The sequence below is a fragment of the Sphingobium mellinum genome, from assembly GCF_037860795.1.
In the GTDB taxonomy this organism is placed as follows: Bacteria; Pseudomonadota; Alphaproteobacteria; order Sphingomonadales; family Sphingomonadaceae; genus Sphingobium; species Sphingobium mellinum.
This window is the reverse complement of sequence record NZ_JBANRK010000014.1, coordinates 59,946-75,364: the sequence shown is the minus strand read 5'-3', so window position 1 is coordinate 75,364 and position 15,419 is coordinate 59,946. Positions and strand designations below refer to the sequence as shown.

Annotated in this window: 16 protein-coding genes; 11 read left to right on the top strand and 5 right to left on the bottom strand. The window is 62.8% G+C overall.

The features are described 5' to 3' along the window. The first annotated feature begins 13 nt into the window (after positions 1 to 13). Positions 14 to 163, top strand: a complete 150-nt coding sequence (locus AAC640_RS13955) for a hypothetical protein (protein WP_340267271.1) — start codon at positions 14 to 16, stop codon at positions 161 to 163. Positions 164 to 276: 113 nt separating this feature from the next. Here the strand turns inward: AAC640_RS13955 and AAC640_RS13950 are convergent, their stop codons facing one another. From AAC640_RS13950 to AAC640_RS13930, 5 genes are all read right to left on the bottom strand, one after another. Beyond that, positions 277 to 522, bottom strand: a complete 246-nt coding sequence (locus AAC640_RS13950; RefSeq protein WP_340267269.1) for a hypothetical protein — start codon at positions 520 to 522, stop codon at positions 277 to 279. Positions 523 to 565: 43 nt separating this feature from the next. Further along, positions 566 to 1,738 (bottom strand): cystathionine gamma-synthase, encoded by a 1,173-nt coding sequence (gene metB / locus AAC640_RS13945; RefSeq protein WP_340267267.1) that lies wholly within the window; start codon positions 1,736 to 1,738, stop codon positions 566 to 568. Next, a complete protein-coding gene (locus AAC640_RS13940; protein ID WP_340267265.1) occupies positions 1,731 to 3,449 on the bottom strand; it encodes an NADPH-dependent assimilatory sulfite reductase hemoprotein subunit in 1,719 nt (572 codons plus the stop codon). Before AAC640_RS13940 ends, metB begins: the two co-directional genes overlap by 8 nt. Before the next feature lie 10 nt (positions 3,450 to 3,459). Continuing rightward, complete coding sequence (locus AAC640_RS13935) at positions 3,460 to 5,262, bottom strand: assimilatory sulfite reductase (NADPH) flavoprotein subunit (protein WP_340267263.1); 1,803 nt, start codon at positions 5,260 to 5,262, stop codon at positions 3,460 to 3,462. Positions 5,263 to 5,439: 177 nt separating this feature from the next. Beyond that, positions 5,440 to 5,853: a MarR family winged helix-turn-helix transcriptional regulator gene (locus tag AAC640_RS13930; RefSeq protein ID WP_340267261.1), complete on the bottom strand. Its 414-nt coding sequence runs from the start codon at positions 5,851 to 5,853 to the stop codon at positions 5,440 to 5,442. A 77-nt stretch (positions 5,854 to 5,930) separates the two neighbouring features. On the opposite strand from AAC640_RS13930, the gene AAC640_RS13925 reads away from it, so the two are divergent. The 10 genes from AAC640_RS13925 (at position 5,931) to AAC640_RS13880 (ending at position 15,393) form a co-directional block, all read left to right on the top strand. Further along, positions 5,931 to 7,727, top strand: coding sequence for a chloride channel protein (locus tag AAC640_RS13925; RefSeq protein ID WP_340267259.1), 1,797 nt, complete (start codon positions 5,931 to 5,933; stop codon positions 7,725 to 7,727). A 257-nt stretch (positions 7,728 to 7,984) separates the two neighbouring features. Then, positions 7,985 to 9,631 carry a cytochrome-c oxidase, cbb3-type subunit I gene (gene ccoN / locus AAC640_RS13920; protein WP_340267257.1) on the top strand — a complete coding sequence of 549 codons (1,647 nt, stop codon included), beginning with the start codon at positions 7,985 to 7,987 and terminating at the stop codon, positions 9,629 to 9,631. Positions 9,632 to 9,637: 6 nt separating this feature from the next. Beyond that, entirely contained in the window at positions 9,638 to 10,363 is a 726-nt protein-coding gene (gene ccoO, locus AAC640_RS13915) for a cytochrome-c oxidase, cbb3-type subunit II (protein ID WP_340267255.1), read from the top strand. A gap of 6 nt (positions 10,364 to 10,369) precedes the next feature. After that, positions 10,370 to 10,540: a cbb3-type cytochrome c oxidase subunit 3 gene (locus AAC640_RS13910; protein ID WP_340267253.1), complete on the top strand. Its 171-nt coding sequence runs from the start codon at positions 10,370 to 10,372 to the stop codon at positions 10,538 to 10,540. Between the two features lie 26 nt (positions 10,541 to 10,566). Next, positions 10,567 to 11,409: a cytochrome-c oxidase, cbb3-type subunit III gene (gene ccoP, locus AAC640_RS13905; protein ID WP_340267251.1), complete on the top strand. Its 843-nt coding sequence runs from the start codon at positions 10,567 to 10,569 to the stop codon at positions 11,407 to 11,409. Then, complete coding sequence (locus AAC640_RS13900; protein ID WP_340267249.1) at positions 11,406 to 11,594, top strand: hypothetical protein; 189 nt, start codon at positions 11,406 to 11,408, stop codon at positions 11,592 to 11,594. Before ccoP ends, AAC640_RS13900 begins: the two co-directional genes overlap by 4 nt. 18 nt (positions 11,595 to 11,612) lie before the next feature. Further along, complete coding sequence (locus tag AAC640_RS13895) at positions 11,613 to 12,395, top strand: DUF2189 domain-containing protein (protein WP_340267247.1); 783 nt, start codon at positions 11,613 to 11,615, stop codon at positions 12,393 to 12,395. Beyond that, positions 12,373 to 14,598, top strand: a complete 2,226-nt coding sequence (locus AAC640_RS13890; RefSeq protein WP_340267243.1) for a heavy metal translocating P-type ATPase — start codon at positions 12,373 to 12,375, stop codon at positions 14,596 to 14,598. Before AAC640_RS13895 ends, AAC640_RS13890 begins: the two co-directional genes overlap by 23 nt. After that, positions 14,595 to 14,744, top strand: a complete 150-nt coding sequence (gene ccoS / locus AAC640_RS13885) for a cbb3-type cytochrome oxidase assembly protein CcoS (protein ID WP_340267241.1) — start codon at positions 14,595 to 14,597, stop codon at positions 14,742 to 14,744. The genes AAC640_RS13890 and ccoS overlap by 4 nt, the downstream gene beginning before the upstream one ends. Before the next feature lie 232 nt (positions 14,745 to 14,976). Next, positions 14,977 to 15,393, top strand: a complete 417-nt coding sequence (locus tag AAC640_RS13880; protein WP_340267239.1) for an Rrf2 family transcriptional regulator — start codon at positions 14,977 to 14,979, stop codon at positions 15,391 to 15,393. Positions 15,394 to 15,419: the final 26 nt, after the last annotated feature.

The window sequence follows — 15,419 nt, the reverse complement described above, 5'->3', positions numbered from 1 at the left end:
GAGGCATCGCCTCATGATGCTCGAAGACCGTATGGAGACCCACGACGGCGACTTGTCCGGGATCGAATGTCCGCGCAATGCGCTGGGTCTGGGGGATGCCATGCTGGACACAACCTGGGCAGAGCATCTGGAAGGCATGCAAGGCGATGACACGGCCGCGTAAATCGCCAAGCGCCAGAGGCCGGTCGCTATTGAACCACTGGCCGGTCTGCCATTCCGGTGCGGTTGTAGGTGCCGATTGATCCATCTTCGCTTCCGCCGAGATGTGCGTCCTTTCTATGCCAGGTGGACCAGAGTGACCATGCCGCCGATGACGATCCCGAAGATCATCAGCATGACTCCAGAGATTCGCAGGACATAGGTCAAAGGATCCTCATTGTCGTTTTGGTCACGCAACCGCGTCGGTGGCCGCACCGGACGCCCGAGATGCCGCCGGACAGCGGTTTGACGGAACGCCATATTGAATCCGATGATCGCAAGGACGAGTCCGAAGAAGTCGACGATCAATACATAGCCCGGCATAGGTTTTCTCCTCCGTGGGCGGTTTGACAGCAGGGGCGAGTGGTCAAGCCCGGCATGTCGCCAATCCTTTCTCCAGCCCGGCGATCAGGTCCTGCCCGGCTTCAAGGCCGACCGAGAGCCGCAGCAGGCCGTCGCTGATGCCAGCCACGGCTCGCGCCTCCTCGCCCATGTCGGCATGGGTCATGGTGGCGGGATGGGCTACCAGGCTTTCGATGCCGCCCAGCGATTCAGCGAGCGTGAAGAATTCCACGGCGCCGATGAACTGCCGCACCGCCGCGACACCGCCCGCAAGCTCGAAACTCAGCATGGCGCCGAAACCCTCCTGCTGCCGCGCGGCGATGGCATGACCGGGATGCGAAGAAAGACCGGGATAGTGAACCTTGGCGACGGCCGGGTGGTGATCGAGAAATTCTGCAATGATCGTCGCATTTCGCTGTTGGTATTCCATCCTGGGGAACAGCGTGCGCAAGCCGCGTAGCGTCAGCCAGGAGTCGAAAGGTGCGCCCGCGCTGCCGACGACATTGGCCCAATGGCGCAGCGCCTCGACTTCGGCAGGATCGGCCGCAACGACAGCGCCGCCAATGACGTCGGAATGGCCATTAAGATACTTGGTGGTGGAGTGGACGACATAGTCGGCGCCGAGCGCGATCGGCCGCTGGAGGGCAGGCGACAGGAAGGTGTTGTCGACGGCCACGGCGGCTCCCGCTTGCCGCGCGTTTGCGCATAGCGTGGCGATATCGACGACCCGCATCAGGGGATTGCTCGGCGTCTCGATCAGCACGAGCGCCGGCACCTCTTCCAACGCGGCTGCGAAGGCCGTTTGATCGGATTCATCGACGAAGCGGACTGAAAAATGGCCGCGCTCGGCGCGCGCCTTGAGAAGCCGCATTGTGCCGCCGTAGCAGTCGTGCGGAGCGAGGACGAGCTCGTCCGGCCGCAGCCGGCTGACAAGCAAATCGAGGGCCGCCATACCGCTGGAGGTAATGATCGCGCCAGCGCCTCCCTCGAGCTTCGCGATCGCATCGGCCAGGAGCTCCCGCGTGGGATTGCCCGCCCGGCCATAGTCGTAGAGCCGAGGTTCGCCGTACCCGGCGAACTCATAGGTGGTCGACAGATATAGCGGCGGCGCCACCGCCCCGAAGGCGGAATCGATCGCCACCCCGTAGGCCGCGGTGATGGTTTGCGGGCTTGGCAACTCATCGAATCTGTCAGTCATTGAAGAACCGCCCTTCCGTGACCTCGCGAACCAGACCCGCGCGAATGGTAAAGTCTCCGAAATGCTCCCCGGGTTCGCGCTCGCGGGCGTAACGGCCGATCGCTTGGGTAAGGACTTCGAGGATTACCGCCTCCCCGACATTCTCGCGCACCATGCGATTGAGGCGCTCTCCGTGGAAGCCGCCGCCGAGATAGAGATTGTACTTGCCCGGCGCCCGCCCAGTGAGACCAATCTCGGCGATGTAGGGCCTGGAGCACCCATTCGGGCAACCGCTCATCCTGACGGTGATCGGCTCGTCGGCGAGGCCATTTTCGGCAAGGATTGCCTCGATCTTGTCGAGCAGCCCCGGCAGATAGCGCTCGCTTTCCGCCATGGCCAGACCGCAGGTCGGGAACGCAACGCAAGCTATGGCATTGCGCCGCAGCACCGAAAAGGCATCGATGTCCGGTCTATGGTCGGCGAGGACCGCGTCGATGGTGGGCCTATCCTCCGTTCTCACACCAGCGATGATCACGTTCTGATTGGGCGTCAGGCGGAAGGTGCCGTGATGGACCCGGGCAATGTCGCGCAGCATGTCGAGCAGACTCAGATCCAGGCGGCCGTTCTCGATGATAAGTGTGCGGTGATGCCGGCCGTCGGGCGTCGTATTCCAGCCATAGCTGTCGCCATTGGAGGCAAAGCTGTAGCGACGGGCCTCTTCGAAAGCCGATCCCATATTCCGCTCGATCGCGGCCTTGATCCAGTCGAGCCCTTTGTCGTCGATCGTGTATTTGAACCGGGCGTGCTGGCGGTCCTTGCGGTCGCCATAGTCGCGTTGAACCGTCATGACCGCGTCCGCGCAGGCGGTTACACGGTCAGCGGGGATGAAGCCGATCAGGCTGGCAAGGCGCGGATAGGTCTCGGGTGCCTGGTCGGTGCGCCCCATGCCGCCACCGATCACAACGTTGAACCCCTCGAGGCCGTGCGCGCCGCCGATCGCGATAAAGCCGAGATCCTGCGCATAGACGTCGATGTCGTTGGACGGCGGCAACGCGAAACCGATCTTGAACTTTCGCGGCATGTAGGTGCGACCGTAGAAGGGTTCCTCCGGTTCGGAGCCGGCGACGCGCTCGTGGCCGTACCAAATCTCGTGGTAAGCGCGGGTCTTGGGAATGACATGGTCGCTGACGCGCTTCGCCATCGCTGCGACTTCGGCGTGAAAGCGTGAACTTTGCGGATCGACGGTGCACATAACGCCGCGGCTGTCGTCGCCGCAAGCCGCCACCGTGTCGAGCAGCGTTTCGTGCAAACCCTGGATGATCGGCCGGAGGCTGTCCTTCAACACCCAGTGGAATTGGAAGGTCTGGCGGGTCGTGATGCGCAACGTCTCGCCGCCATGCCAACGCGCAAGTTCGTCGAGCTTCAGCCACTGCGCCGGGCTGCAGACCCCGCCGGGCAGCCTGACTCGGATCATGAACTGATAGGCGGGCTCGAGCTTCTGGCGGCGGCGCTCGTCGCGCAGATCGCGGTCGTCCTGCTGGTAGATGCCGTGGAACTTCATCAGCTTGACGTCATCCCCGGACGGCACCGCGCCGGTGATCCGGTCGAGCAAACCTTCGGCGATCGAGCCGCGCAGAAAGTCGCTCTTGTCCTTCATGCGCTCGTCGGCCCCGAGGCGGTCGAGCGGTTGAGAGAGGTCGTGGCTGCGATCGATGGTGGCGGTGTCGGTCATCTCATGGCCCTCAATAGACATCTCGCTGGTAGCGGTGGTCGGCCTGGAGCGAACGGATATAATCCTCGGCCGCTTCCCGTCCGGTGTGCGCCTCGCGGGCGACAATTTCGATCAAGGCCTGGTGAACATCGGGCGCGAGATTGGCAGCGTCACCGCAGACGTAGACGTGGGCGCCCTCTTCCAACCAGGCGAAGATGGCCCGTGATTGCTCCTTCATGCGGTGCTGCACGTAGACCTTTTCGGCCCGGTCTCGCGAGAAGGCGACATCCATGCGACTCAGCCTGCCGTCCCTCAGCCATTCCTGCCACTCGGCCTGGTAGAGGAAGTCCGTGCGGAAGTTGCGCTCGCCGAAAAACAACCAGCTCTTACCGCCCGCGCCGCGCGCCTCGCGCTCCTGCAGAAAGGCCCGATAAGGCGCGACCCCGGTTCCCGCGCCGATCATGAGAATGGGCGCATCGTTGGCGGGGAGCCGAAAATGCTGATTGCTCTGGATATAGACCGGAAGCACCGTATCGGCGTCGGCGCGATCCGCCAGAAGACCCGATGCAACGCCGCTACGCTGCGCACCATGAAGGCTGTAGCGGACCGGGGCGACCGTGAGGTGGGCTTCATCCGCAACGGCCGACTGGCTCGACGCCAGCGAATAGAGGCGCGGCTGCAAGGGCCGCAATACCGATGCGAAGCCCTGCGGCATTAGCTCCGCGACCGGGAAGCGTCGCACGATGTCGACGATGTGGTGGGTGCGCAGGAATACCGAGCGCTCGCCAGCGCGATCTTCCTCTTGAAGCTGCTTGAGTGCATCGGCTTCGCTCAACATCGCCCAATAGTCGAGGAAGCGGGGCGTCGCGGCCGTGATTTCAAAGCGGTGGGTCAGCGCCGCGCCCATGGAAAGACTCTGCCCCTTGAGTTCGAATTCGGCCTCGGCTGAAATGCCGAGCGCCTCCAGCAGAGCCGCGACGACCGCGGGGTCGTTCGACGCGCCGATGCCCAGAGCATCCCCGGGTTCGTAAACGAGGCCCGATCCCGCGAGCGAAAACTCGATATGGCGGGTCTCTTTCGAGGACCCACGCCCGACGATGGCGATGTTCTCGACGATCGGTGCCGGAAAGGGATGGCGCTTGTCATGGACGGCCGGGGTCGCGGCGCCGACGCCGAGGATTGCCGGACCGACGCTCGCGGGAACCGATGGCGCGGCGCTCGCCAATTGCCCTATGATGGAAGCTATCCAAGTCTCGGCAGCCTCCTCAAAGTCCACATCGCAATCGACGCGGGGGGCGAGGCGCAGCGCACCCAGCTCTTCAAACCGCTGGTCGAGCCGTTTGCCGGCCTGGCAATAGTATTCATATGTGGAATCGCCCAGGGCGAGGACCGCGAACCGGACGCCTTCAAGCTTGGGCGCCTTTCGGCTCTCGACGAACTCGAAGAAGCCAGTGGCGGGTTGAGGTGGGTCGCCCTCGCCATAAGTGCTGACGATGATCAGCAGATCCTGCTCCTGGGAGAGCTGGCGAATTTTGTAGTCGGCCATATCGACGAGTTTGCAAACGAGGCCGGCAGCTGTGGCGGCAGCAGCGAAGTTGCCGGCGAGTTCCGCAGCATTTCCAGTTTCGGTGCCGTAGAGAACAGTGAGCGCGCGGTGGGCGGCTGCATTGGAAGACGCCGGCTGCAGAGGGGGCGACCGCAGGCCGACGTCTAACCCGGAGAAATATCCGCTGAGCCAGAGTACGTGCGCCGGAAGCAATGACCGAGTCAGTTCCTCGACCAACCGCCACTGCTCCAAGGTCAGGGGATTCCCTGGATTTCCTATTTGCGTCATGCGCTCGTCCTCGACCGTCTGCTCCCTCCCGCGCTCCGGCCTGCTGACGCAGAATCCTCTCCGGGCGCTATTGTCGCGAAGCGTCTTTCAAACTGGTCAATCAGATGTGCGCATGGCGATCACATAAAGCAAATGAATGTTATTGCTCATTCAGCGCATAAATATTGCTTCTATCTGCTAACCAAGCTGGGCGAAGATTTCAGCAAAGAGCGGCTCCAATCGTTTGATTTCCTCCCGATGGACTGCTGACAGCTCGTCCAAGAGATCGAAGGCTTTCGGGGTTAACCGCAGAAGGGCGCGCCTGCGATCATCGGTGGCCGCCTCACGGACAATCAGCGCCAGCGCCTCGAGGCGGTTGACGAGACCGGTGGCGCTGTGCGGCTTCAGGATGAGGCGCTCGGCAACGTAACCGACAGTCGCCAGATCGGGATCGCAGCCTCGAATCGCGAGCAGCGCCTGATGCTGGCGCGGCGTCAGACCAAGCTCGACCGCCTTGGCTTCGCTGAATGCCTGGAAGCGGCGGATGGCATGGCGAAACGAGGCAAGCGCCGCATAGTCGGCATCACGGAGTGGTTTGTGCCTCTGCTTCAATATGGACTCCTGCAATTGAATTATATCGCTCTACGATATAATGGCCGACGCGTCTCTTATAGGAATAAACAGGTTTCATGTCGCTCACACCCCCGCGCGCTGTCGAAGGTCGTCAACTCGGAGATCATAGCGTCGACCGCCGCATGATCATGCTCGCGGCCATGGCGATCGTCGTTGGAACGGGGGGCGCACTCGGTGCCTGGGTCCTGGTCAAGCTGATCGCGGTCGCGACCAACCTTTTCTGGTTTGGCCGCCTATCCGCCGATCACTCGCTCATCACCGACGCATCCGTCGGCTGGATAGTGGTGGTAATCCCCGTCATTGGCAGCCTTGTTGTCGGCCTGATGGCGCGCTTCGGGTCGGACAAGATCCGGGGCCACGGCATTCCTGAGGCCATTGAAACGATCCTGTTCGGCGAAAGCCGGCTGTCCCTGAAGGTTGCGCTTCTCAAGCCGATCTCTTCGGCGATCTCGATCGGTAGCGGGGGACCATTTGGCGCAGAGGGCCCGATCATCATGACCGGCGGCGCAATCGGTTCGCTCTTCGCCCAATGCTTTCATCTCAGCGCCGCGGAACGCAAGACACTGCTCGTGGCCGGCGCAGCGGCTGGCATGACGGCGATATTCGGCACCCCGCTCGCCGCCATATTGCTCGCGGTTGAGGTGCTTCTTTTCGAATGGAAGCCGCGCAGCTTCGTGCCGGTTGTCGTCGCGGCGCTCATTTCCCTGGCCTGGCGTCCGCTGCTGCTTGGATCCGGACCAATGTTTCCCATGACGGCGATGGTAGCGCAGGCGAGCTGGTCCCTGCTCGCCTCGGCCGGCATCGGGCTGGCGGTGGGACTTATGGCCGCGATCTTGTCGACCTCGCTGTACTGCATCGAGGATCTTTTCCACCGGCTGCCGATCCACTGGATGTGGTGGCCGGCCATCGGCGCGATCGTCGTTGGGCTGGGAGGTCTGATTGACGCGCATGTGCTGGGCGCCGGTTATGCAAGCATCGAGGCCCTCCTCAATGCGTCGCTGCCGCTCAAGGTGGTCGCAGCACTTCTCATGGTTAAGGCGGTGGTCTGGCTGGTCGCCCTGGGATCTGGAACATCCGGCGGCGTGCTGGCCCCCCTCCTCATTCTGGGCGGCGCGGCCGGTTTCCTGCTTGGTCAATTCCTACCCGGCGATCCGGGGTTCTGGGCCATGATCGGAATGGCCGGCGTCATGAGCGGAGCCATGCGCGCGCCGATGACCGGCGCGATCTTCGCGGTCGAGCTAACCGGGCAATTCAATGCGATCCCCTGCACCATAGCGGCTGCCGGCAGCGCGTATGCGATCAGCGTCTTATTGATGCGCAGGTCGATTCTCACCGAAAAGATCGCTCGGCGAGGACGACATATCCTGCAGGAATACACAGTCGATCCGCTCGACTTGCTCCAGGCAAGCCAGATCATGACGCGCGATCCCGCTACCCTGCCAGGATCAATGTCGGTGGAAGCGGCGGTGGCCTATTTCGCAACGCAGGCCGCTCACCGCAGCTATCCAGTCATCGATCCACAAGGGCGCCTGCTCGGACTCGTCTCTCGCACCGACGCACTGCGCTGGCAGATCGACCGGAACAGGGACCAGACCTCTCTTGCCGATGCGGTATCAGATGCGGCGCAGCCTGTCGCCTATCCCGATACGCCAAGCGGGGTGGTCGCCGATCTCATCATCGAATCGGGAATTGGCCGGATTCCGATCATCGATCCGGGCTCGCGCCACGTCCTTGGCATTCTATCGCGCCAAGACCTTCTCAAGACGCGCAGCGCGAACCGCCGCGCCGAAGTCGGTCGGTCGCGGTATGTCGGCAGCAAGACAAAGGTCGGCCCGCGCGAAACAACGGCCTAGCCAATGCCCGTGCAGATCCATTCCGGCCCTTCCTCCTTGACCAAGTCGAGACCCTCCAGAGAACATGTAACGGAATTATCGCGCGCTTGGCTGCGCTTCTCCGCTCTCCTTTGAAGGGAGGTAATGGTCGGAGCTGGGTCGGAGCCCCCATGTCCGCGCTATCCCGAAACCGGCGCTGCCCTTCTATTAAATAGAGGTATGAATAATACTTGTTTAATGCTAGACGAGCCTTCCTGCCGAAGAGAGGGACTCGGAGTGTGGTTTCAGGATTGACCGTAGGCGAGCGCCAGCGGAGCATGGCGATCCTCGTCATCCTGGCTTTCGTCGGATTGGCGATGGCTGCAGCGGGTGCAAGCAGAGCGGATGCCATGCAGGCGCATGGATTCATCGTGCTGCTCTTCAGCCTCGGCATATTCTGTGTTGTGCTCAATGGCTATTTCGAGCCTGAGCCAGCCAGGGCGCGCCTGGAGAGCTACTACGACGATCCGAGCAAGGCGGGGATCGTCATTGCCATGCTCTGGGCCGTCTTCGGCATGTTCATCGGCGACTGGGTTGCGTGGTTGCTGGCATTCCCCGACCTGACCTTCGATGCCGCCTGGTCGAGTTTCGGGCGCTTGCGTCCCGCTCACACGACAGGCGTGATCTTCGGATTCGGCGGCAATGCCCTGATCGCCACCTCCTTCCACGTGATGCAACGGACCTCCCGCGCACGCCTGCCCGACCAGTTCAGTCCCTGGTTCGTGCTCGTCGGCTACAACCTGTTCTGCCTGCTAGCGATCTCCGGCTATTTCCTCGGCATCACCCAATCGAAGGAATATGCCGAGCCGGAATGGTACGCCGATATCTGGCTCGTGGTCGTCTGGGTGACCTATCTCGTGCTCTATATCCGCACGCTCGCGCGGCGCAAGGAGCCGCATATTTATGTCGCCAACTGGTACTATCTGGCCTTCATCCTCGTCGTGGCGATCCTCCACGTTGTGAACAATCTCGCGGTTCCTGTCTCGTTTGGCGGCGCCAAGAGCTATTCAATGTTCTCGGGCGTCCAGGATGCGATGACCCAATGGTGGTACGGTCATAATGCCGTGGCCTTCTTCCTGACCGCTGGCTTCCTCGGCATGATGTATTATTATCTGCCCAAGCGCGCCGGCCGACCGATCTATTCGTACCGGATGTCGATCATCGGCTTCTGGGGCATCACTTTCTTCTACATGTGGGCGGGATCGCACCACCTCCACTACACGGCTCTGCCGCAATGGGTGCAGACGCTCGGCATGACCTTCTCGGTCATGCTGCTGGTGCCGTCATGGATCGCCGCCGCCAACGCGCTCCTCACGCTCAACGGCGCCTGGGACAAGGTCCGGGACGATGCGACGCTGCGGTTCATGATGATGGCCGCGGTTTTCTATGGCCTTTCGACGTTCGAAGGATCGTTCATGGCGATCCGTTCGGTCAACGCGCTGTCGCACTATACCGACTGGACGATCGGGCACGTTCATGCTGGGGCGATGGGCTGGGTCGCGCTCATTACCTTCGGATCGATCTATGCCGTCGTGCCGTGGCTGTGGAAGCGCGAGCGTATGCATTCCCCTGCCCTCGTCGAGGTCCATTTCTGGCTCGCACTCGCCGGGACGCTGATTTACGTCTTCGCAATGTGGAACTCAGGCATCATCCAGGGCCTGATGTGGCGGACCTATAATGACAGCGGGACGCTGACCTACTCGTTCCTCGACAGCATGATTGCGATGCACCCCTACTACGTGGCGCGCGCGATCGGCGGGCTGCTCTTCCTGATCGGGGCCATCGTAGGCTGCTACAATATCTGGATGACGATCCGCCGACCGTCCAGCGCACCGGCCCCCTCGGGCGACGCGCCCCTCCCCGCCAACCTCCAGCCTGCGGAATAAGCGCCGATGTTCGGAACCCATTACCGCATCGAACGCAAATCGATCATGCTGGCTGTAGCCATCATGGTCGTCGCAAGCATCGGCGGGCTGATCGAGATCGCGCCGCTCTTCACGATTGATGATACGGTCGAGAGCGACCCCAAGATGCGGGTCTACACGCCGCTCGAGCTCGCCGGCCGCAACATCTACATTCGTGAGGGCTGCTACGCCTGCCATTCACAGATGGTCCGCACGCTGCAGGATGAGGTCGAGCGCTACGGACCCTACTCACTTGCGGTCGAGTCCAAATACGATCACCCGATGCTCTGGGGGTCGAAGCGAACAGGACCCGATCTTGCGCGCCTCGGCGGGAAATATTCCGACCAGTGGCATACCGCGCACCTCAAGAATCCGCGTGACGTCGTCCCCCAATCGATCATGCCGCGCTACAATTGGCTGAACGAGAATCAGTTGCAGACCAAGTATCTCGGCGATGATCTGCGCGCGCTCAGGGCCGTCGGCGTGCCCTATACCGACGACATGATCGCCAATGCACCCGCCGACGCGGTGGCGCAGGCCTCGCCCGACGACGATACAGCCGGCCTGGTAAAGCGCTACGGCGAGGCAACGCAAATTCGCGGGTTCGACGGCGACAAGGGGACGACCTCGGAGATGGATGCCCTCGTTGCCTATCTCCAGGTCCTCGGCAAGCTCAGCAACGTCGCGCAGCCGGCGCCGGCCCCGAAGGAGTAGGACCAGATGGATATCGACCATCAAACGCTCGTCGGCTTCGCCAAATCCTTCGGACTATTCTACCTGCTCGCGATGGCGGGCGTGGCCCTCCTCTACGCCTGCTGGCCGGCCAACAGGAACCGCTTCGACAAGGCGGCACGCGACATCATCGAAGACGAGGACAAGCCGTGGCGGTAACCGAGCGCGATCCTCATAGCGGGCACATGACGACCGGCCACGAGTGGAACGGAATCAAGGAGCTCAATACGCCGGTTCCCAAGGCGGTCTGGTTCTTCCTCATCCTGACCGTCCTGTTTTCGGTCGGCTACTGGGTCCTCATGCCGGCCTGGCCGCTCGGCAAGACCTATACCCGCGGGTTGCTGGACAACGATCAGAAGGCGATCGTCGCCAAGCGCGTGGCGGCAGCCGCAGACGCGCGATCCACCTGGACGCGGCAGGTCGCGGCGATGAGCTATGACCAAATCAAGGCCGATCCGAACCTCATGGCCAATGTGCGCGAGGACGGCCATCGCTTGTTCGGAGACAACTGCGCCGCGTGCCATGGCATGAATGCGACCGGTAACGCCGGATTTCCAAACCTAACCGACCGGGATTGGCTGTGGGGCGGCGCTCCTGACACGGTCGCGCGCACGATTGCGGTCGGAATCAACAGCCCGGCGAGCAAGGAGACCCGCGTCGGCCAGATGCTCGCCTTCGGCAAGGACGGCATCCTGGACAACGATGCGGTCCTGGCGGTGTCCGACTATGTGAAAACCCTGTCGGATCCCGCCTGGGCGAAAGGCAAAGCAGGATCGGTCGCCAAGGGCCGGGACGTCTTCACCGCAAATTGTGTCGCCTGCCATGGCGATCAGGGGCGCGGCAATCCGCAGGTCGGCGCGCCCGACCTGACCGATCGAATTTGGCTCTACGGCGGCGATATCGAAACGATCTACACGACGATCTACAACGGCCGGCAAGGCGAGATGCCGGCATGGGAGCATCGCCTCAGCCCGATCGACCGCAAGATCCTCACTGTGTTCCTGCTCGACAAGGGCGGCAAGCCATGAGGCTCCCCCGTTCGCGCGGCTTTTACGTCACACTGGCGATCACGACGTTGGGTGCCATCCTGCTGGCCAATGCCCATCTCGTCTATGTCGCATCGACGTCCGAGCCCAAATGCGTCGAGCACGCCAGGAACGACGGGACCCAGAAGGCCGTTGGTGTGTTCGGTGCCGCCAAGTCGTCGTGCTGAGATGATCGGGAGAAGATGATGACCACGATCCCGCCTGTCGTTCCCCCGCTTCCGATCGAGCAACGCTACGCCCGTGACCTGGCACCCGGGGCTGCGTTCGGGTGGTTGCGCGACGGATGGCGCGATCTTGCCACCAATCCCGGTCCAAGCCTGCTCTACGGCCTGTTCGTCTTTCTGCTTTCCGCGGGCATCGTTGCCGGGCTGATCTGGCTGGCATGGGATTTTGCGCTCTTCCCGGCGATCGCGGGTTTTCTCGTATTCGCACCGGCACTGGCCATCGGCCTCTACGACAAGAGCCGCGCGCTCGAACTCGGGCAGCCGGTTTCGCTGCGACAGATGTTGCTGCCCCATGCACGCGCAGGCGGTCAGGTTCTCTTCACCGGAGCGCTGCTGTGCGGAGTCATGTTGTTGTGGATGCGCGCGGCGGTCATCATCTACGCGCTGTTCTTCGGCGTGCGGCCTTTCCCTGGCCTCGATCACATCACGCCGATGCTGTTTACCACGGCAACGGGGATCGCCATGCTCGTCGTGGGAACGCTCATCGGCGGCCTCTTTGCGGCATTCTCCTTCGCGATCTCCGCCTTCTCCATTCCCATGATGCTGGACAAGCGGGTCGATGCGTTGACGGCCATGGGCACGAGCTGGGTGCTGGTCTGGAACAACCTGAAGGCTATGCTGGTCTGGGGCATCCTGGTGCTTGTCCTCTTCCTCCTGTCGGTCGGAACGGGCTTTGTCGGCCTCATCATCGTTTTCCCGTGGCTGGGCCATGCGACCTGGCATGCCTACCGCGAAGTCCGTTGATACCGTGACAGAAGCATCCGCCCTGACCCGGCTGTCGGCCGAGGAAATTCTTCTGGCGAGCCGGCAGGTCGACACGGGCCTGTTGCATACCGATCTTTCCGTCCCCGGCATTAGCTGCGGTGGGTGCATCCGCAAGATCGAGGACGCGCTCGGCCATCTGCCCGGAGTGGCGCGTGCACGCGTCAACCTCTCGACCCGGCGCGTGGCCGTGGACTGGCAGGAAAGCGAGGGTCCGCCGCCGCTCGGCGAAACCCTGAGCGGGCTCGGCTACGACGTCTACCTCTACGAGGCGCAGACGGAAGCAAAGGATCGCCAGCTCGGCCTGTTGATCCGGGCATTGGCGGTCGCCGGGTTCGCTTCGATGAATATCATGGGGCTTTCGATCTCGGTCTGGTCCGGCGCCGCCGGCGAGACCCGCGAGCTGTTCCACTGGCTGTCGGCCGCGATCGCGCTGCCGACGCTGGCCTATTCAGGCAGGATTTTCTTCCAGTCGGCCTGGCAGGCACTACGGCGCGGTCAGACCAACATGGACGTGCCGATCTCGCTTGGCGTGCTTCTCGCCTTTGCGATGAGCCTCTATGATACGATCCAGCGATTGCCTCACGCCTATTTCGACGCGGCAGTCTCGCTCCTGTTCTTTCTGCTCATCGGCCGGACCCTCGACCATGTGATGCGCGAGAAGGCGCGAACGGCCGTGATGGGGCTTGGGCGCCTTGCAGCCTATGGAGCCACCGTCGTCACGCCCGACGGCAGCCGGGCCTATCTCGCGACCGAAGAGCTCGAGCCGGGCATGACCATCCTTCTGCGACCGGGCGACCGTATCCCGGTCGATGCGGTCGTACTCGAGGGGCGCTCGGATATCGACGCCGCGCTGGTCACCGGGGAGAGCTTGCCGGAGCAGGTCATCGCAGGCAGCCGATTGCGTGCCGGTACGCTCAATCTGACGGGGCCGCTCACCATCTGCGCCACGGCTTCGTCGCAAGAGAGCTTCCTTGCCGAGATGATGCGGCTCATGGAGGCGGCGGAGGGCGGGCGAACGCAGTTCCGGCGCATCGCGGACCGGGCGGCCAGCCTCTACGTTCCCGTGGTCCACAGCGCGGCGCTGCTGAGCTTTTTCGGGTGGCTGCTGGCCACCGGCGACTGGCACCGCGCGCTCACAATCGCGGTCGCGGTGCTTATCATCACCTGCCCTTGCGCCCTGGGTCTCGCCGTTCCCATGGTGCAGGTCGTCGCCGCTCGGGTGCTTTTCGAGCATGGCATCATGGTCAAGGACGGATCTGCCATGGAGCGGCTCGTCGAGGTCGATACGGTCGTCTTCGACAAGACCGGTACGCTGACGTCGGGACGGCCTCGATTGCACCGCGACGTCGCCCCGGATCCGGCCTATCTGGCCATCGCTGCCCAGATCGGTGCGAATTCACGTCACCCCTACGCCCAGGCGCTCGCCGTTGCGGCTGCGCCCGCCGATATCGCCTTCGACAGCATTGTCGAGCGCGCGGGGCTCGGTCTTGAAGCCAGGATCGGCGGCGACGTGTGGCGCCTCGGGCGGAGCGGATGGGCGCTCGGCGAGAATGCGCATCCGGATCTCGGCGGGACCGTGCTGGCCTTCAATGGCAGGCTCGCGCAGAGGTTCACATTCGAGGACGAATTGCGACCGGGCGCAACAGCGGCCGTAACTGCGCTGCGCGCTCGCGGCTACGATCTCGAGATCATGTCCGGGGACACCCGTGAAGCGGTCGCTCCGGTTGCAGGCAAACTCGGGATCGCCACGGTCCAGGCGGGACTGCTCCCCGCGGAGAAGACCGCCTATCTGGAATCGCTTGCCCAGGACGGGCACAAGGCACTGATGGTCGGCGATGGCCTGAACGACGCGCCCGCGCTCGTCGCGGCGCATGTTTCAATCGCGCCTGGCAACGCCGCCGACGTCGGGCGTCAGGCGGCGGATTTCGTGTTCCTCCATCCCGATCTCGAAAGCGTGCCCTATGCGATTGGGATCGCTCGCGTTGCAGATCGCCTGATCCGCCAGAATTTCGCCTTCGCGGCGCTGTACAATCTCGTGGCCTTGCCGGTCGCCATTGCGGGCTATGTCACACCGCTTCTCGCCGCGCTGGCGATGTCAGGTTCCTCAATCCTCGTCGTCGCGAACGCTCTGCGCCTGAACCCGCGCTTCTTGCGCCGCCCACCGCCGGCCCGCCCGACATGAACGTCGTTTGGTATCTGATTCCCATCTCGCTCGCACTTGGCGGCTTGGGGCTCGCCCTGTTCTTCTGGGCGCTCAGAAGCGGACAATATGAGGACGTCACGGGTGCAGCGGAACGCATCTTGAACGATGAGGACCGACCGCTCTGACCTGCGCAGCGCGACGATCCACAGGGCACGCTATGGAGCGTCATGCCATCGAGAGTCATGACCCGGCACGCGGCCTGTGACCGTTCATAGGGTGGGTGTCGACGAAGCATCTAGATGCAGCAACCGGATAGCCAAGCTTGGCTATCCGCGAAAATCGCGCCAGCATCGGCGCTTAACATGTCTTCAATATACAGGTATAATGGTCTATTGACTTCCCTCCTAGGAGAGCTGTGTGCGGCTCACGCGCTACACGGATTATTCGCTAAGGGTTTTGATCCACCTGGCGCTCAACGACGATCGCCTTTGTTCGATCGGCGAAATTTCTCGCACCTACGACCTGTCCCACAATCACCTGATGAAGGTCGTCAATGCGCTAGCACACAGCGGCTTCATCGAGACCGTTCGAGGGCGCACAGGAGGTATGCAGCTTGCCCGTCCTGCAAATGAAATTACCGTCGGAGAGGTCGTCCGCACGACCGAGGAAGGATTTCAGCTCGCGGATTGTGCGGGGTGCGCGCTGTCGCCCGCCTGCGGTCTTACGGGCGTCCTCGCGCAGGGAGTGCAGGCGATGATGGCCGTCTTCGATTCCTACAAGATTTCTGACCTGTTGACCGATCGCGAGGCGATGCGTGGTTTGACAAACCGGTGATCTCCCCTGGGCATTGGGACCCGCAG

What these genes read in the sequence shown, in the direction of transcription:
- AAC640_RS13955 (WP_340267271.1), top strand. Translation starts at nt 14, where the DNA reads ATGATGCTCGAAGACCGTATGGAGACCCACGACGGCGACTTGTCCGGG.
- AAC640_RS13950 (WP_340267269.1), bottom strand. Translation starts at nt 522, where the DNA reads ATGCCGGGCTATGTATTGATCGTCGACTTCTTCGGACTCGTCCTTGCG.
- metB (WP_340267267.1), bottom strand. Translation starts at nt 1,738, where the DNA reads ATGACTGACAGATTCGATGAGTTGCCAAGCCCGCAAACCATCACCGCG.
- AAC640_RS13940 (WP_340267265.1), bottom strand. Translation starts at nt 3,449, where the DNA reads ATGACCGACACCGCCACCATCGATCGCAGCCACGACCTCTCTCAACCG.
- AAC640_RS13935 (WP_340267263.1), bottom strand. Translation starts at nt 5,262, where the DNA reads ATGACGCAAATAGGAAATCCAGGGAATCCCCTGACCTTGGAGCAGTGG.
- AAC640_RS13925 (WP_340267259.1), top strand. Translation starts at nt 5,931, where the DNA reads ATGTCGCTCACACCCCCGCGCGCTGTCGAAGGTCGTCAACTCGGAGAT.
- ccoO (WP_340267255.1), top strand. Translation starts at nt 9,638, where the DNA reads ATGTTCGGAACCCATTACCGCATCGAACGCAAATCGATCATGCTGGCT.
- AAC640_RS13910 (WP_340267253.1), top strand. Translation starts at nt 10,370, where the DNA reads ATGGATATCGACCATCAAACGCTCGTCGGCTTCGCCAAATCCTTCGGA.
- ccoP (WP_340267251.1), top strand. Translation starts at nt 10,567, where the DNA reads ATGACGACCGGCCACGAGTGGAACGGAATCAAGGAGCTCAATACGCCG.
- AAC640_RS13900 (WP_340267249.1), top strand. Translation starts at nt 11,406, where the DNA reads ATGAGGCTCCCCCGTTCGCGCGGCTTTTACGTCACACTGGCGATCACG.
- AAC640_RS13895 (WP_340267247.1), top strand. Translation starts at nt 11,613, where the DNA reads ATGACCACGATCCCGCCTGTCGTTCCCCCGCTTCCGATCGAGCAACGC.
- AAC640_RS13890 (WP_340267243.1), top strand. Translation starts at nt 12,373, where the DNA reads ATGCCTACCGCGAAGTCCGTTGATACCGTGACAGAAGCATCCGCCCTG.
- ccoS (WP_340267241.1), top strand. Translation starts at nt 14,595, where the DNA reads ATGAACGTCGTTTGGTATCTGATTCCCATCTCGCTCGCACTTGGCGGC.